Raw genomic sequence first — 24,331 nt, forward strand, 5'->3', positions numbered from 1 at the left:
TCATTCGGACTCCACTAATAAATGATGTTAGGTGACCATATTTATTTATTGCTATGACGAATGGCAATAAACACTGAAAGCAATATAAGTGAGCACACTCAATGTCACAATCACAGTCTGCAATCCTGCCGGAAGCAGGTCCTTTTGCATTATATGCAATGTTTAATATCACACAGAACCGAACTAAGGTGCTGGATAAGTTACAAGCATTACCTCGTTTGGTTGAAGAATTGAATCAACAACAGCCGGGTGCCAACTTGGTGGTGTCTATTTCATTTTCTCACGCGTTTTGGCAGCATCTAAATACGCCTATGCCTCCTGAGTTGGTTGATTTTCCTGAGTTGGGCAGTGATAAGGTAACGGCACCTACTACCGAGATGGATTTCTTAATTCACTGTCATTCAACTCGCCATGATTTACTGTTTTATGTTTTACGTAATTGTTTATCTGACATCGCTGATGACGTTGATGTGGTTGATGAAGTTTATGGTTACCGTTACCTCGATTCGAGAGATATGACGGGCTTTATTGATGGGACAGAAAACCCTAAAAATGAAAAACGCCAAGAAGTCGCTATTGTTCCTGACGGTGAATTCGCTGGTGGTAGTTATGTCATGGTTCAGCGTTATATTCATAACTTACCTGCGTGGAACCGTTTAAATATGTCTGCTCAAGAAAAGGTGATTGGTAGAACTAAACCTGATTCTGTTGAGCTAGATAATGTTCCACCGGCATCTCATGTTGGCCGTGTCGATATTAAAGAAGATGGCAAAGGCTTAAAAATTCTTCGTCATAGTTTGCCATATGGTTCAGTAACCGGTGATCATGGCTTATTGTTTATCGCCTATTGTAATACTCTGCATAATTTCCAAGTGATGTTAAATAGTATGTTTGGTGAGTCTGATGGTAAAACTGATCAAATGCTGCGTTTTACTACGCCGGTAACAGGGGCTTACTTTTTTGCACCATCACAAGAGATGTTAAATTCATTGACGATCGAATCGTAAGATTGTGGTTGAATCAGATGATAAAAATAAAGGGCTCATTGGAGTCCTTTATTTTAGATAGTAAGTATGTCGGATAGTGGCTAATTAACGTAATAGACCTAACGCTGCCTGAGGTAACTGTTTCGCTTGCGCCAGAATAGCACTTGATGCTTGCGATAAAATCTGGTCTTTAGTCATATCAGTGGTTGTTTTTGCAAAATCTGTATCACGAATCCGGCCATTGGAAGCGATGATATTTTCATTAATTTTGGTTAAATTATTGATGGTGTGATCAAATCTGTTTTGTAATGCACCGAGCTGCCCTCGCTGCTGATCCACAAATTTAAGCGCGGCATCAATGACGCCAACAGCTTGTTGTGCTCCACCAGCAGTCGTGACTTGAATGTCATTGACCGTTGTATCTTTACCTTGTTTGATGCCTAGTTCATCCGCTAATGATCCGGTAATTTTTACTGAGCCGTTTACGTTACTATTACCAGCAAATAATTGCAGTTGGCCATGCTCGTTAACTGACGCTTGTAACTGGTCGGTTTGTCCATTGATATAAGAGGCAAGCTCTTCAATGTCATCCCCTTTTTTAGCTGAAATGTTAATGGTTTGGGCCTGATCTCCACTGCTTAAAGTGATAGACAAGTCATTTTTACCACTAGAAACTTCCCAGTCTTGATCGGCTTCTTTCGTCGCTTGAAAGGTTTTTCCTCCCATCATTGCGACGTCTGAACCCATATTCTCCAGATGCAAATGTACTGCAGTACCGCCATCATTACCGATTTGGAATGATTTGGTCCCATAGGTGCCATTGAGTAATAAATCACCAGCAAAGGTAGTAGTTTTGGCAATATGATTTATTTCGTTATTAATTGCGGTAACATCTTGCTGAATTGCTTTACGGTCATCTTGAGAGTTTGAACCATTGGAGGCTTGTAATGATAAATCGCGCATGTTTCTTAGCAATTGGCTTGTTTCATCTAATGCACCATCGGCCGTTTGAGCAACAGAAATACCGTTGTGCGCATTCTGTATCGCCATATTTAAGCCACTACTTTGTTCCATAAGGCGATTAGATATTTGTAACCCAGCGGCATCGTCTGTTGCATTGTTTATGCGGTTACCTGAGGCTAATTTTTCCATGGCAGCCTCTTGACTACCACTTGATTTATTTAAATAGCGCTGGGCGTTTAGGGCAGCAACGTTACTGCGTATCCCGATAGTCACTTTCTAATTACTCCGACATATATTCATTTGATACACGGAATCCCCTGTATCAAAAATCATTAACGTATGATGTACCCATAATTAGCGGAGAGATTAAGGAAACCTTTAGTAATAAAACTTAAAAAATAGCATTTAAGTTCTGTTTGATTGAAAAATGCTCAAAATTAGTGATTTAAATACCTAACATATTAAATAATAATCATAATAAATAAATATTTACTTAATTAGTGTTTGGTTTTTTAGGAGGTGTTGCGCGATATTTTGTCGAGGTTATATATAAAATAAGTTGCTTTGTGTTATTTATATTAGAAAGGGCTTATTTTTACAGGTAAGAGAAAATAAGGCTTTTCTCGTCACAATAATCAAGTTTTTTCTAAAGTTTTTCTTGTTAGGCACGATAAGAGAATTAATGAGATTACTCTCTTATATAGTGCGGATAGCTTATGGCCATTACGGTAAATACGAACGTGGCAGCATTAGTCGCACAGAGACATCTTGCAAATTCAACGAATCTGTTAAATCAGTCGTTGGAGCGCTTATCTTCGGGTAGCCGTATTAACAGTGCTAAAGATGATGCGGCGGGCTTACAGATTTCTAACCGTTTAGAAACTCAGATGAGCGGGCTGGATGTGGCTGTACGGAATGCCAATGATGGAATATCGATTATGCAGACTGCTGAGGGGGCGATGAAAGAGTCGACGAACCTGTTGCAACGTATGCGTGATCTCTCTTTACAGGCTGCTAACGGTTCAAATAGTGATGATGACCGTCAATCTTTACAAGAAGAAATGGCGGCCCTTAATGATGAAATGAATCGAATTGCTGAAACAACATCATTTGGTGGACGGAAGTTATTAAATGGTTTATTTGGCTCTCCATCATTTCAAATTGGTGCTGGAAGTGGCGAAGCGGTTCAAATACCACTGAATAATATGCGAACTGACAGCATTAATATGGGTGGTTTTAGTTACATTGCAAAAAATGAAGCGGACAAGGGTTGGCGCGTCGAATCCGGGCAAAATCAGTTAACCATTCATTATACCGACGCGAAGGGACACTCCCAGACCATTAATATCAGTGCTAAAGCGGGTGATGATATTGAGCAAGTAGCGACTTATATTAATGGTCAAACTGACAAAATTTCTGCTTCTGTCAATCAACATGGGCAGTTACAGATTTATATGGCAGGGGCGAAAACCTCCGGTACGTTGTCATTTAGTGGTAGTTTAGCGAGTCAGCTTGATATGGGACTGGCAGGGTATGAATCTGTAAACAATATCGACATTACGTCCGTTGGTGGGGCGCAGCGTGCTGTCTCTGTTATTGATACTGCATTGAAGTATGTTGATAGCAATAGAGCAGGTATTGGTGCATTGCAGAACCGCTTCGGGCATGCAATTAGTAATCTGGATAATATTCACGAAAACTTAGCGGCTTCAAATAGCAGGATTAAAGATACGGATTACGCCAAAGAAACAACTGAAATGGTCCGACAGCAGATCTTGCAGCAAGTTGGCATGTCTATCTTAGCGCAAGCTAAAAAGCAGCCAAATCTCGTTGTCGCCTTATTGCAATAGTAAACGACATAACTAAAGCCGATTTCAACAGCCACTATTGAATAGTGGCTGTTTTATTTTAAAAGCTAATCGCGAACACTTATACCCAAGTAACCTCAAGATGCTGTTGCAGCGAGAATGGTTTCGCTCTTAGGTAAGGCTCTGCTGTGGATGAAGACTATTTTCGCTCATTATTTAGGCAAAATAAACGGTCTGAATATGAAGGGGGGAATGTATCGACACGGGAATCTATAGCTTTAGAAAAAATTTAAAAATAGCGTGAAATATGGTGATGTAATCACGTTTTTCAACGGGACGAATCTTTTTTTATTAAATTAGAAAAAAAACATTAAAGGTTCTGAAATTCATGCCGTTACAGAAAGTAACTTTGAGAGGACTACTTGGTTTTCCGAGACGTCGGAAACCGGAAACATCGGAAAATCAATTGGAGATATCAGCATGGCAGTTAATGTAAACACTAACGTATCAGCGATGACCGCACAACGTTACTTAAATAAAGCAACCGATGCACAACAAACAGCAATGGAACGTTTGTCATCAGGTTACCGTATCAACAGTGCAAAAGATGATGCGGCAGGTCTACAAATTTCTAACCGCTTGACAGCACAAAGTCGCGGCTTGGATGTAGCTGTACGCAACGCAAACGATGGTATTTCCATTGCGCAAACCGCTGAAGGTGCGATGAAGGAAACAACCAACATTCTGCAACGTATGCGTGACTTATCATTGCAATCATCGAACGGTTCAAACTCTACAGATGACCGTAAAGCGATTCAAGAAGAAGTAACAGCGTTAAATGACGAACTAAACCGCGTCGCAGAAACAACATCTTTTGGTGGTAATAAGCTACTTAATGGTACTTACGGTACTAAGTCATTCCAAATTGGCGCAAATAACGGTGAAGCGGTTATGTTGAACCTAAAAGGAATGCGTAGCGATAACGAATCTATGGGCGGCACTGCATTCAAAGCTGCTAATCCAAAAGATAAAGATTGGACTGTGCAAGCGGGGAAAAATGACTTAACCATTAATTTGACAGGTAAAGATGGCACTGTTCAAAATATCGATATCAAAGCTAAGAAAGGTGATGATATTGAAGAATTGGCTACTTATATCAATGGTCAGACTGATATGGTTCAAGCATCAGTTGATGATGACGGTAAACTACAAATCTTTGCTGGTGATGATAAAGTGAAAGGCGATGTCTCTTTCTCCGGTAACTTAGCTGGTGAACTGCAACTTCAACCAGGTAAGAAAGTCACAGTAAACGATATTGATGTTACTTCTGTTGGCGGTTCACAAGAAGCTGTTGGTGTTATCGACTCTGCATTGAAATACGTAGATTCTCAACGTGCTTCACTGGGTGCATTCCAAAACCGCTTTGGCCACGCTATCAGCAACTTGGATAACATCAACGAAAACGTTAATGCTTCTCGCAGCCGTATTCGTGATACTGATTTCGCGAAAGAAACCACTGCAATGACGAAAGCACAGATTCTTTCTCAAGCATCAAGTTCAATCTTGGCGCAAGCGAAACAAGCACCACAAGCGGCACTTAGCTTATTACGTTAAGTTATCAGCTAGAAAATTAGCTCTATATCAAAAATCCAGCTTCGGCTGGATTTTTTTTGCATAAAAAAAGAGGTGATAATCACACTTTTAATACAGATCAATAAATAAACACTATTTTATCTAAAGGATGTATAGAAGGGGCCGTTATAGACTACGAGAGAAATGAGATGTATCGGAGAGAGGTGAGAGACTCGAAGATGCATCAACTATCCGCCAAAGGAGATCACTATGGCAATTAACGTAAACACAAATGTGTCTGCGATGACTGCTCAGCGCTATTTAAATGGCGCGGCAGACAGTTCGCAAAAGTCCATGGAACGGTTGTCGTCTGGATATCGCATTAATAGTGCGAAGGATGATGCGGCCGGGTTACAGATTTCCAATCGTTTGACTTCTCAAAGTCGAGGATTGGATATGGCTGTTAAAAATGCGAATGACGGTATTTCTATTGCGCAAACAGCAGAAGGTGCAATGGGTGAAAGTACCAACATTCTTCAACGTATGCGCGATCTTGCGTTGCAATCATCAAATGGATCCAACTCTCGATCTGAGCGTGATGCAATTCAGGAAGAAGTCTCTGCGCTAAACGATGAATTAAATCGTATTGCTGAAACAACTTCTTTTGGTGGCAACAAACTTTTGAACGGCAAATTTGGTAGTAAGTCGTTTCAGATTGGTGCCGATTCTGGAGAAGCTGTGAAACTGAGCATGGGTGATTTACGTTCAGACAATATTGAAATGGGTGGACGAGCATACCATACCAAACAAGCCCTAGGCTCTGATTGGAAAGTGGGTGATGCTCGAGACATCACTTTTAGCTACACTAATTCATTAGGTGAAGCTAAAAATGTTTCGATCACGGCCAAAAAGGGTGATGACGTAGAAGAATTAGCGACATTCATCAATGGTCAAAGTGACGATATCAACGCTTCGGTCGGAGAAGGCGGTAAATTACAACTGTTTGCTTCTTCGCAAAAGATCACAGGCGATGTGACGATTGGTGGTGATCTAGGTTCTTCACTTGGCTTTGAACAAGGTAAGAATGTGACGGTCAAAGATATTAACGTATCAACGATCGGTGGATCACAAGAAGCGGTATCGGTTATTGATAGCGCGTTGAAAGCGGTTGATAGCCATCGAGCATCACTCGGGGCGTTCCAAAACCGTTTTGGGCATGCGATCAGTAACCTCGAAAATATCAACGAGAACGTCAATGCGTCTCGTAGTCGCATCAAGGATACTGACTACGCTAAAGAAACGACTGCTTTAACGAAAGCTCAGATATTGCAACAAGCAAGTACATCTGTGTTGGCGCAAGCTAAGCAGTCACCATCTGCGGCTCTAAGCCTACTGGGTTAAACCAGTAGACTTATATGGGCTTATAGGTGGCATATAGCTGTCTAGTCACCTAGAGGTGGAAGGGAGATTGTTATGGAAGTACCGTCCTACGCATCGAACATCCAGCCTTACGGCTCACAAAATGGCATTAAACTTGCTTCAGAAAACGATAGCGTGAAACGCGTTTCGAATTCGAAGGATGAACAACCCTCTGTCGGAGGTGCAGGCTCGATGCCCGATCCTGCAACTGAACAGATGAGAGAACGTCGCCGGCGTGCTGTTGACGCAACCAATGAAATGGTGCGTAAACGGGAGCAACTCAATGAGGAGCAACGCGCTAAAATGATGGAACAGATGCATGATTTTGTTAATTCCATTAATAAGGGGCTTTCTTTCAGAATGGACAAGGAATCCGGTCGAGAGGTAGTAACGATTTATGAAGCGTCAACAGGCGATGTCATACGTCAAATTCCTGAAGAAGAAATGCTTGAGGTACTGCGCCGCTTAGCGAAAGAGCAAGACCATAAATCTGGTCTTGTAAATGCCAAAGTGTGATTGTTTTATGAGGTGATTGAATGAGTGTCGGCCCAATGGGTATGAATACTGGCATGGATATAAATGCCATGGTGAAGAAAATTGTCGGTGCTGAGCGTGCTCCTAAGCAGCAACGCATCGATAATGATCGCGCCAAGGTGACCGCTAGTATTAGTGCTTATGGTCGTCTCAGAGAGTCGTTGGATGCCATGAAGAATTTGATGAGTGACTTTCGTCAGAATGAAATATTCGCTTCACGAAAAGTTGACTCATCTGATTCAAAAGCAGTCTCGGCAACAGCGACTACTGATGCCATAGCTGGCAAGTATTCAGTCGATGTGTTGCAGCTTGCTCAAAGCCATAAGTTGGCGTCAAATCCTTTTGACGAGCGTCAACAATTCGGACCGGGCAAGCTGCATATTTCCTTAGGTAACCGTTCATTTGATGTCAATATTTCATCCTATTCACGTTTGATGGATGTTGTTAATGGCATTAATAGTAATAAAGCGAACCCTGGGGTTCGCGCGGCAGTCATTAAAGATACTAACGGTCCACGTCTTATTTTAGCGTCAGACCAAACAGGTAAAGATCACCGGATTGGTATTTCTGTTGAAGCTAAATCGGGTGATGCACTAAAAAGTCTTGAATTCAAAACGCTGGCTGATCGAGTAAAAGATCTCGAAACAGCTCGTGCCCAAGCACAGCAATTGTTGCATCCACTGACACCACAGCAGCAAAAAATTGCCGCAAAGGTGGCTGAAAAAATTGAGAATGCAGCGCACATCGTGGATAAAGATGTTGCCCAAGAAATTGAAAAAGCATCTCAAACAGCTCAACCAGCTGGTGAAGCAGTTGATCCAACCAATCCAGAAGCAAGCAGTACAGTAAATGGTTCGAATAAATATGTTCGACCACAAGATCGTATTCCGGGTTGGAGCGAGACTGCATCAGGCACGTTACTTGACTCTTACAAAGAGCCAGAACCAGAACTCGACCAAAAAGCTCAAGCAAAATCCAAGGATGTACCCGGTTGGACAAATACGGCCTCAGGGACTTTGTATGACTCCTACGTCACCCCTAAAGAAGCTGAGAAAAAACTGCAGGCAGTTTTAAATAAAGAGCAGCAAAAAATTGAGGCGGCAGTTCAAAGCGGCAAAATGACGCCGGAACAAGCAAAAGATGCGGAAAGAGCCAAGTTAACGCCTGACGAACGTGCTTATTTAGACAAAGTAGAAACTGCGCAGAATAACCTCAAAGCCGCGCAAGATTCTTTTGATCACTACAATGGTTTAAGCCAAGTTCAAGAAGCCCAAGATTCAGAGGTCATTCTTGATGGCGTCGCTAAGTTATCGAGTAATAACAATACGATTGAAGACGCTATTGCAGGTGTCGATTTGACGTTAAAGGCGAAGACCGATCCAAATCAGCGTCCGCCTGATGTCGATGTAGAATATGACCGTGACACGGTACGCTCTTACATTGAAAAATTTGTCAGTGCCTATAATCAGTTTTATCAGGTCAACCAAAGTTTAGGTAACGTCGATCCAACCACAGGGAAAGCAGGGCCTTTGGCAGGGGATAGTATTACTCGTAGTGCAGATGCTCGTTTGAAAGCGGTTTTTTCTGAACCAGTGAATGATGCTCCTGAAACCATGAATTCTCTAACTTCGCTTGGTATTACCACCACTCGTCAAGGTAACTTAGAAATCAATTATGATTTGCTCAACCGTCAATTAGTGAATAACTTTGATAAGTTAGGAGAATTTTTTGGTGGTCGAGATGGATTTGCCAAACGTATCGAAGACGCCATTCAAAATATGACAGGAGTGACTGGCTCTATTCGTACACGAGAACGAACCCTCTCAGAGCAAACTCGTCGTTTACGTGATGACCAAAGTACGTTAGACCGCCGTATGTCAGATTTAGAGAAACGTACGCACAACAAATTCGAAGCTATGCAAGATGCAACCAGTAAAATGCATTCTCAATTAGCTGGAATGATGAATGCGTTAGGTCAGTGAGATGACGGACCAACTTCAAAAATTATGTGATTTAGATCACCTAATTGAACAAACTCTTAAGACTAATGATTTTGACGCTGAAGAAATTGTGCAAATGGTCGATAAGAGAGAACAGTTATTGCAGAGTTTAATACCTTACGTGGCCGAACATCCACAGGTAGCCGAATCAAAACAGTGGCGTGATGCAATAAGTCATACACAACAGCTTGTTGAATTGATGCAGTCAAAGACGTCGGTAATCGGTGAACAATTACGTCGATATCGTCATGGGAATAAATCCGTTCAGCAATACAAAAAGTTTTTATGAAGAGGAAGACTATGCGTGGTTCTTTACAGGCGTACAAAAAAGTATCAGTGGACAGCCAGCTAAGTGCGGCCTCACCGCATAAAGTCGTTCAGATGCTAATGGCTGGCGCTATCGAGCGTTTAATTCAAGGTAAAGCAGCTATGCAGCAGGGGAATATCCCTGTAAAAGGTGAACGTCTTGGTAAAGCTTTAGATATCATCATTAGCTTGAGAGGCTGTTTGTCGATGGACGATGGTGGTGACATCGCAAAAAATTTGGATCAATTGTATGAATTTATGATTGGTCAGATTACGACTGCCAATCAACAGAATATTGCTGAGCCAATTGATGACGTCATCGATATCGTACGCGAAATTAAGTCAGCTTGGGACCAAATACCTACTGAGTATCACAATTTGACAGCTCAGTAATTGGGTAGTTCGTTAACAAAAAAACAATAATTCGCTGTCTCAACTTATAAGCGATTGGTTGTATTTAAATTTTTATCACATACAATAAAAGCCACGTAGTAGCCACGTGGCTTTTTTTGTTGCTGTTTTCATATTATTGACTATCGTTAAAACGGATGTGACAGAAAATTGTCAGATTAAGTGACGGTTTTCAATCGACAGAGAGCAACTTCCCAGAACTAAGGCAATTATTCTCACCTATGCAAGGTTTAGCAAAATTAATTGTGATTGAAGATGATGCAGCGACGCGTCACAGTCTCAATACCATATTAGAATTTGTAGGAGAGCAATGTGAGTCCATATCGTCTTCTCAGATTGAGCAAATTGAATGGTCATCTGTTTGGGCTGGCTGCATTCTTGGATCCATCAGTGGTAATACGCTACCCGAATCTTTAGCCGATGTATTACTAAGAACCAATCATATTCCTCTGCTTGTTGCAGGTAAGCAGCCTTATTCTATTGCTGATTACTCTAATTTTTTAGGCGAGCTTGAGTTCCCCCTGAATTATATTCAAGTGTGTGATGCCTTACGTTGCTGTAAGGAATTCTTAAGTCGCCAAGGAATACAAGCTAACTTACCGCTGAAAAATGACAGTTTATATCGCAGTATGGTTGGACAAAGTCATGGCATTCAGCATATCCGTCATTTGATTGACCAGGTAGCCAACACAGAAGCGAATGTTTTGGTACTAGGTGAATCGGGGACAGGGAAAGAAGTTGTTGCTCGAAATATCCATTACCATTCATCACGTAAAGATGGCCCTTTTGTCCCGATTAACTGTGGTGCCATCCCGGGTGACTTACTGGAAAGTGAACTATTCGGCCATGAAAAAGGTGCTTTTACAGGAGCTATTACGTCTCGAAAAGGGCGCTTTGAATTAGCCGAAGGTGGCACACTCTTCCTTGATGAAATCGGTGATATGCCGATGGCGATGCAAGTTAAGTTATTGCGCGTGTTACAAGAACGTAGTTTTGAAAGAGTTGGCGGGAATACAACGATTAAAGTTAATGTGCGTATCGTTGCTGCCACTCATCGCAACCTTGAACAGATGATTGCTGAAGAGTCTTTCCGTGAAGATCTTTTTTATCGCTTGAATGTATTTCCGATTGAAATGCCTGCTCTGAGAGATAGAAAGGAAGACGTACCTTTGTTGCTACAAGAGCTTATGTCTCGTATGGAGTCGGAAGGCAGTCAACCGATCAGTTTTACTCCTCGAGCGATTAACTCATTGATGGAGCATCATTGGCCCGGGAATGTGCGTGAATTAGCGAATCTTGTTGAACGGATGGTCATTCTGTATCCAAACAGTTTGATTGATGTAAACCACTTGCCAGCTAAGTATCGTTATAGTGATGTTCCTGAATTTTCTCCGCAATTGCATGATACCGATATTCAATCAGTGGAGGAGCAGGAGAGAGATGTGTTAGCAAATATCTTTGCTGAAGATTTCTCTCTTGATGATACGGATGATTTTATGGCTGGCGTTGATGCTCCTCAGTCTTTACCTCCCGAAGGGCTTAATCTGAAAGAAATGTTATCAGATCTAGAAGTGAGCATGATAAATCAAGCACTTGAAGCGCAAGCTGGTGTTGTTGCCAGAGCCGCAGACATGTTAGGTATGCGTCGAACTACTCTAGTGGAAAAAATGCGTAAATATAATATGCAGCGCTAGTCAAAGTGTGATCGAGTTGGCACTTAATGGTTGTTGTCAATAAATTGTCACCTAGATAACCAATTGTAAATAAAGAAAAATAGTCTGGCATGACTCTTGCGTGTTAGACTATTGTTTATTTGTATTAGGCGGTTTTTCGACGATGGACAATGCGATGGAGCAACATTCACACTTTGACTCTCTAGAAGAGCAGGTGACTCGCTATCAGCAAGTACTTGATGTGATGCCTGCTGGTGTGATCCTTTTAGATACACAGGGCATTGTTCGGGAAGCGAACCCAGAAGCGCAACGGTTGTTAGATGTGCCATTAGTGGGTGAAAAGTGGTTCACCATTATTCAAACGGCGTTTGCCCCACGTGATGACGATGGGCATGAAATTTCGTTACGCAATGGCCGTAAGGTTCGTTTGGCGATCTCAGCTTCAGCGACCGGGCAATTAATTTTGGTCACCGATTTAACGGAAACCCGCCTTTTACAAGCTCGAGTGAGTGATTTACAGCGTCTTTCTTCATTAGGACGTATGGTTGCCTCACTGGCTCACCAAGTGCGTACACCGCTGTCTAGTGCAATGTTGTACGCTTCCAATCTAGGTGCTCCTAATTTACCAGCAACAACTCGAGAGCGATTTCAAACTAAGCTGGTTGATCGACTCCATGATCTCGAAAAGCAGGTCAATGACATGTTGCTGTTTGCCAAGGGGGGCGATAACAAAGTGGTGAAGCCTTTTACAATTGGTGAATTGGTGAATGAATTTCATCCTATGGTGGAAACCGCGTTACGTAACAACCAGATTGATTATGTGCAGGAAGTAGAAGAAGAGCAGACTATGTTATTGGGTAATGCCAATGCGATTGCGTCAGCGCTCAGTAACTTAGTTATGAATGCGATTCAAATTGTGGGCAAAGGTGCCCAAATTGATGTGTTCTTTCGTCCTGTCAATGGTGAACTAAAGATTTCCGTACAAGATAACGGTCCCGGTGTTCCCAAAGAATTACAGAGCAAGATCATGGAGCCGTTTTTTACTACTCGCTCACAAGGCACTGGGCTGGGTCTTGCTGTCGTACAAATGGTATGCCGAGCGCATGATGGGCGCTTGGAACTGATCTCATCTAATGAAGAAGGGGCATGTTTTACTATGTGCATTCCTCTTGAACGTCAGATCAGCCCCGACTCAACAGAAACTGGAGAAGCATAATGGCTCAAAGTAAAGTCTTAATCGTTGAAGATGATGAAGGTCTACGCGAGGCGTTAGTTGACACTTTAGCTCTTGCTGGTTACGAGTGGCTGGAAGCAGATTGTGCAGAAGATGCCCTAGTGAAACTTAAAAGTGACGCTGTGGATATCGTTGTTTCTGATGTGCAAATGGCGGGAATGGGTGGGCTTGCTCTGTTGCGTAATATCAAGCAGCACTGGCCAAACCTACCTGTGTTACTTATGACAGCTTATGCCAATATAGAAGATGCAGTGTCAGCAATGAAGGAAGGAGCCATTGACTATATGGCTAAGCCATTTGCTCCCGAAGTGCTGTTAAATATGGTGAGTCGCTACGCTCCAGTGAAGTCTGATGATAACGGCGATGCGGTTGTGGCTGATGAAAAAAGTCTTAAATTACTTGCGCTTGCTGATAAAGTAGCGAAAACAGATGCAAGTGTCATGGTACTTGGCCCTAGTGGTTCAGGAAAAGAAGTGATGTCGCGTTACATACATAACGCTTCATTGCGCAAAGATGGTCCGTTTGTCGCGATTAACTGTGCCGCAATTCCTGACAACATGCTGGAAGCAACTCTATTTGGGTACGAAAAAGGGGCGTTTACTGGTGCGGTTCAAGCGTGCCCTGGTAAATTTGAACAAGCGCAAGGCGGAACCATTTTACTCGATGAAATCAGTGAAATGGATCTTAACCTGCAGGCTAAACTATTACGTGTGTTACAAGAACGTGAAGTGGAGCGTCTAGGTAGTCGTAAAAGTATTAAGTTGGATGTACGGGTATTAGCAACGAGCAACCGAGATCTCAAGCAGTATGTCCAAGAAGGACATTTCCGTGAAGATTTATATTATCGTTTAAACGTATTTCCAATTGCTTGGCCAGCACTGTGTGACCGCAAGGGAGATATTGCTCCTCTTGCTAACCACTTAGTGGAGCGTCATTGTAAAAAACTCGGAATGCCAGTCCCTAATTTTACTCAGGCTGCTATTAACAAGTTATTACAGTATCAATGGCCAGGTAATGTGCGTGAGCTTGATAACGTGGTGCAGCGTGCACTTATTTTAAGTGAGCAAGCCGAAATCGATGCTGAACACATTTTGCTTGAAGGTTTGGATTGGCAAGATGCGTCAAGTTTACAGCAAGCTGTACAAGCTGAAACTGCAGTTGCACCCACGGTTAAACCCATAGCAGATCCTGAACTATCCAAAGCACTTGGTGGCTACTCAAACACTGACGATCAGCCAGTTGCTCAATCTTCTGTGGGGTTGGGTGATGAACTTCGTGATCAAGAGTTCGCGATCATTATGGACACATTAGTTGAATGTAATGGTCGCCGTAAGGAGATGGCTGAAAAGCTAGGAATTAGCCCAAGAACATTACGTTATAAGCTGGCAAAAATGCGTGATGCGGGGATTGATATCCCAGGCTAATCTGTTCGCCACCGCCGGTGGGCGATTCGTAATGGTATGGCATGTAACTTGCTCCTTAAAGAATAGTGAATAAATTTTAGTCAAACATTTGGCACGAGGTTGTGATGAGATTAGACGGTTTACAAAGTGAAATGCAGACAATGAAGCTTGAAGCTGCGAGTTCTCGTCCAGCAGCAACGGGTCAAAAGGTTGGCGCAGACTTCGGTGAAATGCTGTCACAGGCGATCAATAACGTAAATGGACTGCAGAAGACCTCTGGGGATATGCAAACTCGTTTTGACCGTGGGGATGAAAACGTGTCACTTGCCGATGTCATGATTGCACGAAATAAAGCGAGTGTGGCCTTTGAAGCCACGATACAAGTACGCAACAAACTTGTTGATGCGTATAAAGAATTGATGAATATGCCCGTTTAACAAGTAGGTAGTAATTGTGGCTGAAGAGAATCATACCACTGATCTTGCTGTGAGTGGCGGCGGTGATAATGCAATGATGCCGAGCACTGAACAGGCAGCTTTGAGTGGGGAAACACAAAACCCTGATCTTGAAGAGAAGCGCTCGAACAAATTGGATTTTGGGATGGGCGATCTGGATTTATTACGTCAGATCGTACTGGTTCTGTCGATTTCGATTTGTGTTGCTTTAATCGTAATGCTGTTCTTTTGGGTTCGAGAGCCTGAAATGCGTCCACTTGGCGTATATCAAACGGAAGAATTGATACCTGTCCTTGATTATCTTGATCAGCAAAAACAAGATTACAAGCTTGATGGTAATACTATTCTCGTCCCATCTTCTGATTACAATAATTTGAAATTAAATATGGTCCGTTCCGGGCTAAATACTAACACTGACTCTGCTGGCGATGATATCTTGCTAAAAGATATGGGGTTTGGTGTTTCTCAGCGTCTTGAGAAAGAACGTTTAAAACTGAGTCGTGAAAGACAGTTAGCAACGACTATTGAAGAAATGCGTCAGGTGCGTAAAGCACGGGTACTTCTGGCTATGCCGAAAGAGAGTGTTTTTGTTCGCCAAAATCAGCCAGCCTCTGCTTCGGTCTTTTTAACACTTAATATGGGAACATCACTTAAACAAGAAGAAGTCGATTCTATCGTCGATATGGTTTCTAGTGCTGTTCCTGGGATGTCTCCAACTCGAGTAACGGTGACAGACCAACATGGACGATTGCTTAATTCAGGCTCCCAAGACCCTATTTCTACAGCGCGTCGTAAAGAACAAGAACTCGAACGTAAACAAGAACAGGACGTACGACAAAAAATTGATTCTGTCTTGATTCCAATTTTGGGCTTGGGTAATTACACCGCACAAGTGGATATTGATCTTGATTTCAGTGCTGTAGAGCAGACTCGTAAAAGTTTTGACCCGAAAACACCGTCAACTCGTAGTGAATATACGTTAGAAGATTATAACAATGGTAATACTACGGCTGGTGTGCCTGGAGCGTTAAGTAACCAACCTCCTGCGGATGCTTCTATTCCAGAAGATGTAGCTCAAATGAAGAATGGCAGTATGGGACAAGGTTCAGTACATAAAGAAGCCACTCGAAACTATGAGTTAGATACTACAATTAGTCATGAGCGTAAACAAACAGGGGTGATTGCTCGTCAGACGGTTGCTGTCGCAGTAAAAAATCGTCAGACAGTTGACCCTACGACTGGGGATGTCACCTATACACCGCTGAGCGAAGCGGAACTAAATTCAATTCGCCAAGTTCTGATTGGGACTGTCGGTTTTAATCAAAATCGTGGTGATGTGTTAAACGTGCTGAGCATGCAGTTTGCTAAGCCTGAAGTTGCAGAAGCTCAAGATGTTCCTATCTGGGAGAATCCGAACTTCAGTGACTGGGTTCGTTGGCTAGCAAGTGCTCTCGTTATTATTGTAGTTGTGCTCGTACTGGTTCGCCCAGCACTGAAAAAACTACTCAACCCTGCTTCTGTGGGCGACGAAGATACTTTGTATGGTCCTGATGGGTTACCGATTGGTGCTGATGGTGAAACAAGCCTAATTGGTGGTGATATTGATGGTGGCGAACTATTTGAGTTTGGTAGTGGTATCGATTTACCAAACTTGCACAAGGATGAGGACGTACTGAAAGCCGTACGTGCCTTGGTTGCCAACGAGCCTGAATTGGCGGCTCAAGTAGTTAAGAACTGGATGCAAAATGCCTGATACAAAAGAAAATGGTGGAGAAGTGGTAGAATCAACCGTTGATATTTCGGAGATCTCTGGCGAAGATCGCGCAGCAATTCTGTTATTGAGTTTAAATGAGGAAGATGCGGCGGGGATTATTCGTCACTTAGAACCGAAACAGGTTCAACGTGTTGGTAGTGCCATGGCGAAAGCGAAAGACCTCAGCCAAGAAAAAGTGGGGTTAGTTCACCGTGCATTTCTGGAAGATATTCAGAAATACACCAATATTGGTATGGGTAGTGAAGACTTTATGCGTAATGCATTAGTCGCTGCGTTAGGTGAAGATAAAGCAAATAACTTGGTCGATCAGATCCTGTTGGGTACGGGGTCGAAAGGTCTGGATTCACTCAAATGGATGGATCCGCGCCAGGTGGCGAGCATTATTGTCAACGAACACCCACAAATACAAACTATTGTTCTTTCCTATTTAGAGCCGGATCAATCAGCAGAAATTATGGCTCAGTTTGCGGAGCGTGACCGTCTCGACCTGATGATGCGTATTGCAAACCTAGAAGAAGTTCAACCGTCTGCGTTGGCAGAATTGAACGAAATCATGGAAAAACAATTTGCTGGTCAAGCGGGTGCTCAAGCCGCGAAAATTGGTGGTCTTAAAGCGGCTGCTGATATCATGAACTACTTCGACAATAACGTTGAAGGCTTGTTGATGGACCAAATGCGTGAGCAAGATGAAGACCTCGCAACGCAGATTCAAGATCTTATGTTCGTCTTTGAAAACTTGGTTGAAGTGGATGACCAAGGTATTCAAAAACTGCTGCGCGATGTACCTCAAGATGTATTACAACGTGCATTGAAAGGCGCCGATGACGCTCTGCGTGATAAGATCTTCAAAAACATGTCGAAACGTGCGGCTGAATTGATGAAAGACGACTTGGAAGCGATGCCTCCAATCAAGGTGTCCGATGTCGAATCGGCACAGAAAGAAATTTTGGCAATTGCTCGTAAGATGGCCGACCAAGGCGAAATTATGTTGTCTGGTGGTGCTGACGAGTTCTTGTAATGCCTTCAGGAGGTGCGCTCGTGCCTCCTTCTCGTTCTTTTAGTAATTGACTTAGGATTCATGATGCCTGTTGAAAGAAAACGAGGGTTTATCCGCCCAGATTCCAACGCCGCAGAAGAGCAACAAGCAAAACGTTGGGGCCTACCTGACTACGGTGCGGAATCGGCGAAAACTGCTAAAGAAACAGCCATGAATTATGACCCTGGCTGGATGCCTTCGTTTGATGAACCCGAAGTCGAAGAACCTAAACCTCTCTCAGTTGAAGAAATTGAACAAATCCGTCAAGCCGCCTACCAAGAAGGACTTGAACAAGGAAAAGAGGAAGGATTTCAAACGGGTTTAGAGCAGGGTAAAGAAGCCGGGTTCCAATCCGGTCACGAAGAAGGCTTAGTTGCTGGTAAAGAAGAAGGTATCGCCGCCGGTCAGGAACATATTCAAGAACAAGTTGAACGTTTTGTCCAACTGGCTAATCAGTTTGCTCAGCCCCTTGAGTTGATGAATGCCCAAGTTGAGAAACAGCTGGTGGATATGGTGTTAACGCTAACTAAAGAAGTCGTGCATGTTGAAGTGAAAACCAATCCACAAATTATCCTCGATACCATTAAGCAATCGGTAGAATCACTACCCATTGCAGGTCATGCCATCACACTTAAATTGCATCCGGATGATGTTGCAATTGTTAAGCAAGCCTATGGGAACCAGGAGCTGGATTTCCGTAATTGGACTCTTGTGGCTGAACCTGCATTAGATATTGGTGATGTACAAATTGAAGCGAGTGACTCCAGTGTCAATTACCGGTTAGAAGAGAGAATTCGTACCGTTCTTAATCAATTTTGTGCAGCTAACCGTCATCACGCAGGAATTGAGTAATGCTGTCTCTATCTGAGCGACTTTCCAATTATAAAGTCCAAGGACTGACGAGTCGGCCGATTGCATCGGGTAAGTTAGTTCGTGTGGTTGGACTCACTCTGGAAGCTACTGGATGCAAAGCACCTATTGGTAGTTTGTGCCAAATAGAAACCATGAATGGTGATATGGAAGCTGAGGTGGTTGGATTTTCAGGTGATAACCTCTTCCTCATGCCAAGTGAACAAATCAATGGCATTTTGCCAGGTGCAAAAGTCACACCGCTTACTCAAGAAGCTGGAATGCCTGTAGGAATGGAGCTTCTCGGTCGGGTTGTCGATGGTGTGGGTAATCCCCTTGATGGATTAGGTCCGCTTTATACCGAAAATCGAGCGTCCCTTAGTGCTGAGCCTATTAACCCTTTAGCAAGAAAACCCATTGATGAACCATTGGATGTTGGTATTAAGGCGATCAATGGATTATTGACCGTGGGAAAAGGGCAACGCATCGGGCTATTTGCAGGTTCAGGTGTGGGTAAATCGGTCACTTTAGGCATGATGACGCGAGGCACCACCGCGCAAGTTGTTGTCGTGGGTCTGATTGGTGAACGTGGTCGCGAAGTAAAAGAATTCATTGAAGAAATTTTGGGTGTAGAAGGTCGTCAGCGTTCGGTTGTTGTTGCTGCTCCTGCCGATTCTTCACCGCTAATGCGTTTGAAAGGGTGCCAAACCGCACTGACTATCGCTGAATATTTTCGCGATCAAGGCTTAGATGTATTACTGCTCATGGATTCGTTAACTCGTTTTGCCCAAGCCCAACGTGAAATTGCCCTTTCAGTAGGTGAACCGCCTGCAACAAAAGGTTATCCGCCTTCAGTATTTGCTAAATTGCCTGCGCTCGTAGAGCGAGCGGGTAATGGTGGTCCGAATCAAGGTTCTATCACGGCATTTTTTACCGTACTGACGGAAGGGGATGATTTACAGGACCCAATTGCAGATGCCTCTCGAGCGATTCTTGATGGTCATATTGTGCTATCGCGTGAAATGGCGGATGCTGGGCATTATCCAGCCATTGATGTGGAAAAATCAGTGAGCCGTGTTATGCCGCAGGTCACCAATGAAGAACACGTTCTTATGTCGAAAGCGGTGCGCCAAGTACTGTCTATTTGCCGTAAAAACCAAGATTTGGTGTCGATTGGTGCTTATAAGCCTGGTACGGATCAAGCGATTGATAGTGCCTTTACTCTTAAGCCACAGTTAGATCAATATCTGCAGCAAAGTATGAAAGAGTCTGTACCTTATGATATGTGCTTGAGTATGTTACGTAATGTGCTAGGTGTGCAAAGTGAATAATTGTAGCTTGAGCATCTTGTGCTAAAGCTGAAGGAGAAATGAAATGGATAGTGCGTTAGAGTTTCTTCTACAGCAAGCCAAAGATAATGAAGATAAAGCGGTTATGGCGCTTAATCAGTCTAGAACTGAGCTTGATAATTACTATCAACAGCTTAAACAAATTGAACAGTATCGAATGGATTACTGCCAACAGTTGATTGATCGTGGTAAAGAAGGGTTAACGGCGAGTCAGTACGGGCATCTACAGCGTTTTCTCAACCAGTTAGATGAAACACTGTCTAAGCAGCGTGAGGCAGAAAATCACTTTAAGCAGCAAGTAACTAACTGTGAACAACATTGGTTAGAAGTTCGAAAAAAACGGCGTTCTTATGAATGGTTGATCGAGAAAAAACAACACGAACAGCAACTTGCTGAAGAGAAGCGCGAACAGAAAATGATGGATGAATTCTCTACACTGAGCTTTAATCGCCGTCGTCTAAATTCTGATTCGTAGCATTATTTACGTTGTTCCTATATTCGTTTCCCTCCCCATTAATATGTGGCTTGAATCTTGCAAAAATCGCATTGAATAAAGATTTTCTGATTGCCGTTTGATGTTTCGTTCTTACGGTTTATGGTGGTCAGGCCATGGCTACCCCATCTAAGTTGCTGAGCATTAGTGATATTTAGCTACTAAGCGCATGAATACGAGATAATGGATATGAATGTCAATACAACCCCAACAGTAGATACGTCAAAAGCAACGGTTGCTGTCAAAGGCAAAGGGGCTGAAGCAGTCGACAAAAGTGAAAGTGCTGATGATCATCAAGGGTTTTTCGATAAGCTCATCTCGTTAATGTTTGGTGGAACGGAGGACGAATCTGTACAAGTTACCGGTAAACCAGATGCCAAGGGTGATGTGAAGAGCGACGTAAAGAGTGAAGGAAAAGCGGCGGTTAGCGCAGATGACTTATTGAAACAGGCTCTCACGGATAAAGATGGAAAACTGCTTGAGTTATCAGTTAAGCAATTACTACAACTTGATAGCTCACAACTAACCCATTTAGCAAACAGTAAGGGTTTGAATCTAAAACAGTTAGAGCAAGCAATAGCAGCGCAACTGAAAGAAAAACCGCAATTAGAGACATTTAGACAGGACGTCGCAGCAGCAAAAGCTGAACCGAGTGCTAAAGAAAAAACGGCTCAAGTGATGGCTAAGGGCAGTGAACTGCTAGGCAAACTGCAACAAGCGAATCAAACGTTGACGAAAGGTTCAGACGGCAATTCATTGCCTCTAGGTAATGAGCATTCGGCAATTAAAATATCGCCTCAATCATTGGTTAAAGCAGGACAGCACAATGGGCAGGATGAATCTAAACCAGAGATTGTGTTAAGTAAACAAGAACTCAGTGCTTTAAAACAATGGCAAGCGTTGCATTCTAGCTCAGCAACAGCAGAAGCAACCGATGTATTAGCTGAAAAGCCAATTACTGAGCAAGAGTTAGCTCAGTTAATTCAAGTGAAAAAAGAACACCCAGAACTCACCGATGATCAGCTGAAACAGCTGTTAGTGGCAAAAAGAGAGCAAGAGCAGCAGCAAGCGGCGTTACCTCAGGTTGAAGCGCAGTTAGGTGCTTTGGCCGCAGGACATATGCCCCCCCAAGCTCAAGAGTTAGCCGCGTTATCAGATAAACAAAAAATACAGTTAATTCAAGAAGCAGCGGCTCGACAAGGACAGCATTTGTCTCCTGCAGCGTTGCAACAAGCTCTACAGCAACTGAATCAAGGTGAGAATAAGACGGCTTTAGCTGCACAATTGCAAGGTCATAGTGCAACCCATGTGGCTCAGCAAGTCGATAGTAATCAAACCGTGGCTGGAGCGTTTAATCCTGCTGCAGGGGTGAATCTTCTCAAAGAAAAAGCGCTGAATGAATCGGCACTAAAAGAAGCGTTAGGAGCAAAAGCATTAGCTGGTGTGACTGGGAAAAACTCGGTGTTAAGCGGTAAAGAATCCCAATTAGCAAATCAACTAGCGGCTGCTGCTGGAGGGCAAGGTTTGCATTCTTTACAACAGTTACAGCGAGCCGATGGTACGCAGCAAGCGCAGCAAGTTGCTTCATCTCCACTACAATTGTCTAAAGACTCTGCTGATCAATTAGCAGAGCGAGTACAGATGATGATGTCTAAAAACTTGAAAAGTGTCGATATTCGTCTCGACCCACCAGAGCTTGGTCGTCTACATATCAAAATGAATATGCATAATGACGGTGGTGCATCTGTGCATTTTACCGTTGCTAATCAACATGCTCGAGATGCACTTGAGCAATCAATGCCTCGCTTGCGTGAAATGATGTCTCAACAAGGTGTCCAGCTGGGGGGAACCTCTGTACAGCAGCATTCAGGGGGGGGACAACAACAGCAACAGAGTTTTGCTTCTGGAAATGGTCAAACTAACAGCAGTCAGTTGCCAGGACAGCAAGAAAATCTTGATGGAGACGTCAAAGTTGATTTGAATGTCACATCAAAGCGTGATGGAATTAGTTATTACGCTTAAAATAAGAAAAATGAATAACATAACCGCGTAGGAACATAGAAAGACTATGGCAGATGAAGACGTACAAGACGCGCCCAAGGGCAAAAGTAAATTACTGATCATTATTATCGCCGTTGTGGTGTTACTTGCTGTTGGTGGTGGCGCGGCTTTTTTCTTGATGGGGGATGATGGTGGCGACGAAGCGGCTAACAGTGATCCTAAAGAAGAGGTTGTGACACCTGTTGAACCAGTTGCTTATGTCAATATTGCCCAACCGTTTGTATTTAACGTGACGGGTGACCAGCGTAATCGGATGGTTCAAGTAAAAGTACAACTGATGGTGCGTGGCTCGAAAAATGAAGATCTTGCTCGTTATCATTCACCATTGATCGAAAGTACGATTCTCTCCACTTTTGCAGCTGCGACGGTAGAGCAACTTCGTACCCCTACGGGACGAATAGAGTTACGCGATAAGGCGACAGAAGATATCAAAATGGCATTGTCAAAAGCAGTAGGCAGCCCAGTGATTGAACGTGTCTTATTTACTGATTTTGTAATGCAATAGGTGTGCTGTGACCGATCTATTAAGCCAAGACGAAATTGATGCGTTGTTGCATGGCGTTGACAGCGTCGATGATGCCGAAGATGAGGTAGAGGAACAGGGAGCCGATACGGTTTCGTTCGACTTTTCATCGCAAGATCGTATTGTCCGTGGTCGCATGCCGACCTTGGAATTGATCAATGAACGTTTTGCGCGTCACATGCGGATCAGCTTGTTTAACATGCTGCGTAAAACCGCTGAGGTATCGATTAACGGCGTACAGATGATGAAATTTGGTGAATACCAAAACACTCTGTATGTACCAACCAGTTTAAATATGGTGCGCTTTCGTCCCCTAAAAGGGACGGCGTTAGTTACCATGGAAGCTCGTCTCGTTTTCATTCTTGTAGAAAACTTTTTTGGCGGTGACGGGCGCTACCATGCACGTATTGAAGGGCGAGAATTTACTCCGACAGAGCGTCGAGTCATTCAACTGCTGTTGAAAATTGTGTTTGGCGATTACAAAGAAGCATGGTCGCCGGTCATGGGCGTTGAATTTGAGTACTTGGATTCAGAAGTTAACCCAAGTATGGCGAACATTGTTAGTCCGACGGAAGTGATTGTTGTCAGCTCGTTCCATATTGAAGTTGACGGTGGTGGCGGTGATTTTCACGTGGTGATGCCATATTCGATGGTTGAACCAATTCGCGAGTTGCTCGATGCGGGTGTTCAGTCCGATAAAATGGAAACGGACGTACGTTGGAGCTCGGCGCTGAAAGAAGAAATCATGGATGTTCCAGTTAACTTTCGCGTCAATTTATTGGAAAAAAATATTGCACTGCGAGATTTGATGGAATTGCAACCTGGCGATATTATACCGATAGATATGCCAAAACATGCTGTTATGTTTGTTGAAGAATTACCGACTTATCGCGTAAAAATGGGGCGGAGTAATGACAAGCTAGCGGTACAAATATCAGAAAAAATCCGCCGCCCAGATGTAGTTAAAACTGATCTGGCATTTTTAGGTAAGGATATTATTGCCGAACTTGAAAATGAAGAGGCCGAAGATGAGTCTAACGGCTTAGATTAAGAAAAAAGGTAACACAAATGTCAAAAAGCGAAGATCAAAAGCTAGCCGATGAGTGGGCTGCTGCCTTAGGTGAAGATCCTGATGCGCCTGAAGTAGATGTCGACGAAGTCTTAGCTGCGCCTCTTGATGAGTTGAAAGACACTTCAGCGCCAATCAGTGATGATGAGCGTCGAAAACTGGATACCATCATGGACATTCCTGTCACTATTTCTATGGAAGTCGGGCGTTCAAAAATCAGTATTCGTAACTTACTGCAATTGAACCAAGGTTCAGTTGTTGAGTTAGATAGAGTTGCAGGCGAATCGTTAGATGTGATGGTCAATGGTACTTTGATTGCTCACGGCGAAGTGGTTGTCGTGAACGATAAGTTTGGTATTCGTCTCACTGATGTTATCAGCCAAACTGAACGCATTAAGAAACTGAGATAGCGA

22 protein-coding genes are annotated in these 24,331 nt (G+C 43.2%); 21 read left to right on the top strand and 1 reads right to left on the bottom strand.

The genetic code is table 11. The features are described from left to right. Positions 1-101: 101 nt before the first annotated feature. Positions 102-1,007: a Dyp-type peroxidase gene (locus F9817_RS02370; protein WP_161153362.1), complete on the top strand. Its 906-nt coding sequence runs from the start codon at positions 102-104 to the stop codon at positions 1,005-1,007. An 84-nt stretch (positions 1,008-1,091) separates the two neighbouring features. On the opposite strand, the gene F9817_RS02375 is transcribed toward F9817_RS02370, so the two are convergent. Further along, complete coding sequence (locus tag F9817_RS02375; RefSeq protein ID WP_161153363.1) at positions 1,092-2,222, bottom strand: flagellin; 1,131 nt, start codon at positions 2,220-2,222, stop codon at positions 1,092-1,094. A gap of 443 nt (positions 2,223-2,665) precedes the next feature. Here F9817_RS02375 and F9817_RS02380 point away from each other — a divergent pair, with 443 nt between their 5' ends. The 20 genes from F9817_RS02380 to fliN all read left to right on the top strand — a co-directional run bounded on the left by F9817_RS02380 (position 2,666) and on the right by fliN (position 24,328). Further along, on the top strand, positions 2,666-3,799 hold the full coding sequence (locus F9817_RS02380) for a flagellin (protein WP_161153364.1): 1,134 nt from the start codon (positions 2,666-2,668) through the stop codon (positions 3,797-3,799). A 438-nt stretch (positions 3,800-4,237) separates the two neighbouring features. Next, a complete protein-coding gene (locus tag F9817_RS02385; RefSeq protein WP_161153365.1) occupies positions 4,238-5,371 on the top strand; it encodes a flagellin in 1,134 nt (377 codons plus the stop codon). 228 nt (positions 5,372-5,599) lie between these two features. Further along, entirely contained in the window at positions 5,600-6,730 is a 1,131-nt protein-coding gene (locus tag F9817_RS02390; protein WP_161153366.1) for a flagellin, read from the top strand. Positions 6,731-6,802: 72 nt separating this feature from the next. After that, on the top strand, positions 6,803-7,264 hold the full coding sequence (gene flaG / locus F9817_RS02395) for a flagellar protein FlaG (RefSeq protein ID WP_161153367.1): 462 nt from the start codon (positions 6,803-6,805) through the stop codon (positions 7,262-7,264). Between the two features lie 20 nt (positions 7,265-7,284). Further along, on the top strand, positions 7,285-9,264 hold the full coding sequence (gene fliD, locus F9817_RS02400; protein ID WP_161153368.1) for a flagellar filament capping protein FliD: 1,980 nt from the start codon (positions 7,285-7,287) through the stop codon (positions 9,262-9,264). Between the two features lies 1 nt (position 9,265). Continuing rightward, positions 9,266-9,571 carry a flagellar protein FliT gene (gene fliT / locus F9817_RS02405; RefSeq protein WP_161153369.1) on the top strand — a complete coding sequence of 102 codons (306 nt, stop codon included), beginning with the start codon at positions 9,266-9,268 and terminating at the stop codon, positions 9,569-9,571. 11 nt (positions 9,572-9,582) lie between these two features. Beyond that, positions 9,583-9,981, top strand: coding sequence for a flagellar export chaperone FliS (gene fliS / locus F9817_RS02410; protein ID WP_161153370.1), 399 nt, complete (start codon positions 9,583-9,585; stop codon positions 9,979-9,981). 239 nt (positions 9,982-10,220) lie between these two features. Beyond that, positions 10,221-11,693, top strand: coding sequence for a sigma-54 dependent transcriptional regulator (locus F9817_RS02415; protein ID WP_161153371.1), 1,473 nt, complete (start codon positions 10,221-10,223; stop codon positions 11,691-11,693). A gap of 142 nt (positions 11,694-11,835) precedes the next feature. Beyond that, complete coding sequence (locus F9817_RS02420; protein WP_161153525.1) at positions 11,836-12,888, top strand: sensor histidine kinase; 1,053 nt, start codon at positions 11,836-11,838, stop codon at positions 12,886-12,888. Beyond that, complete coding sequence (locus F9817_RS02425) at positions 12,888-14,330, top strand: sigma-54-dependent transcriptional regulator (protein ID WP_161153372.1); 1,443 nt, start codon at positions 12,888-12,890, stop codon at positions 14,328-14,330. The genes F9817_RS02420 and F9817_RS02425 overlap by 1 nt, the downstream gene beginning before the upstream one ends. A 104-nt stretch (positions 14,331-14,434) precedes the next feature. After that, the gene (fliE, locus tag F9817_RS02430; protein ID WP_161153373.1) at positions 14,435-14,746 is read left to right on the top strand and encodes a flagellar hook-basal body complex protein FliE; all 312 of its coding nucleotides are present in this window, start codon (positions 14,435-14,437) and stop codon (positions 14,744-14,746) included. A gap of 73 nt (positions 14,747-14,819) precedes the next feature. Further along, positions 14,820-16,517 (top strand): flagellar basal-body MS-ring/collar protein FliF, encoded by a 1,698-nt coding sequence (gene fliF, locus F9817_RS02435; protein ID WP_202436324.1) that lies wholly within the window; start codon positions 14,820-14,822, stop codon positions 16,515-16,517. Continuing rightward, positions 16,510-17,556 carry a flagellar motor switch protein FliG gene (gene fliG, locus F9817_RS02440; protein WP_161153375.1) on the top strand — a complete coding sequence of 349 codons (1,047 nt, stop codon included), beginning with the start codon at positions 16,510-16,512 and terminating at the stop codon, positions 17,554-17,556. The genes fliF and fliG overlap by 8 nt, the downstream gene beginning before the upstream one ends. Before the next feature lie 63 nt (positions 17,557-17,619). Next, positions 17,620-18,426: a flagellar assembly protein FliH gene (gene fliH, locus F9817_RS02445; protein ID WP_161153526.1), complete on the top strand. Its 807-nt coding sequence runs from the start codon at positions 17,620-17,622 to the stop codon at positions 18,424-18,426. Further along, positions 18,426-19,754, top strand: coding sequence for a flagellar protein export ATPase FliI (fliI, locus tag F9817_RS02450; RefSeq protein WP_161153376.1), 1,329 nt, complete (start codon positions 18,426-18,428; stop codon positions 19,752-19,754). Before fliH ends, fliI begins: the two co-directional genes overlap by 1 nt. A gap of 43 nt (positions 19,755-19,797) precedes the next feature. Next, positions 19,798-20,247 carry a flagellar export protein FliJ gene (fliJ, locus tag F9817_RS02455; protein WP_161153377.1) on the top strand — a complete coding sequence of 150 codons (450 nt, stop codon included), beginning with the start codon at positions 19,798-19,800 and terminating at the stop codon, positions 20,245-20,247. Between the two features lie 207 nt (positions 20,248-20,454). Further along, the gene (locus tag F9817_RS02460; RefSeq protein WP_237476184.1) at positions 20,455-22,287 is read left to right on the top strand and encodes a flagellar hook-length control protein FliK; all 1,833 of its coding nucleotides are present in this window, start codon (positions 20,455-20,457) and stop codon (positions 22,285-22,287) included. 46 nt (positions 22,288-22,333) lie between these two features. Continuing rightward, positions 22,334-22,831, top strand: coding sequence for a flagellar basal body-associated protein FliL (fliL, locus tag F9817_RS02465; protein ID WP_161153379.1), 498 nt, complete (start codon positions 22,334-22,336; stop codon positions 22,829-22,831). Positions 22,832-22,838: 7 nt separating this feature from the next. Then, positions 22,839-23,900, top strand: coding sequence for a flagellar motor switch protein FliM (fliM, locus tag F9817_RS02470; RefSeq protein ID WP_161153380.1), 1,062 nt, complete (start codon positions 22,839-22,841; stop codon positions 23,898-23,900). Positions 23,901-23,917: 17 nt separating this feature from the next. Continuing rightward, positions 23,918-24,328, top strand: a complete 411-nt coding sequence (gene fliN, locus F9817_RS02475; RefSeq protein ID WP_161153381.1) for a flagellar motor switch protein FliN — start codon at positions 23,918-23,920, stop codon at positions 24,326-24,328. Positions 24,329-24,331: the final 3 nt, after the last annotated feature.

Origin of the sequence: Vibrio eleionomae, assembly GCF_009874545.1 — a bacterium.
Taxonomy (GTDB): Bacteria; Pseudomonadota; Gammaproteobacteria; order Enterobacterales; family Vibrionaceae; genus Vibrio; species Vibrio nitrifigilis.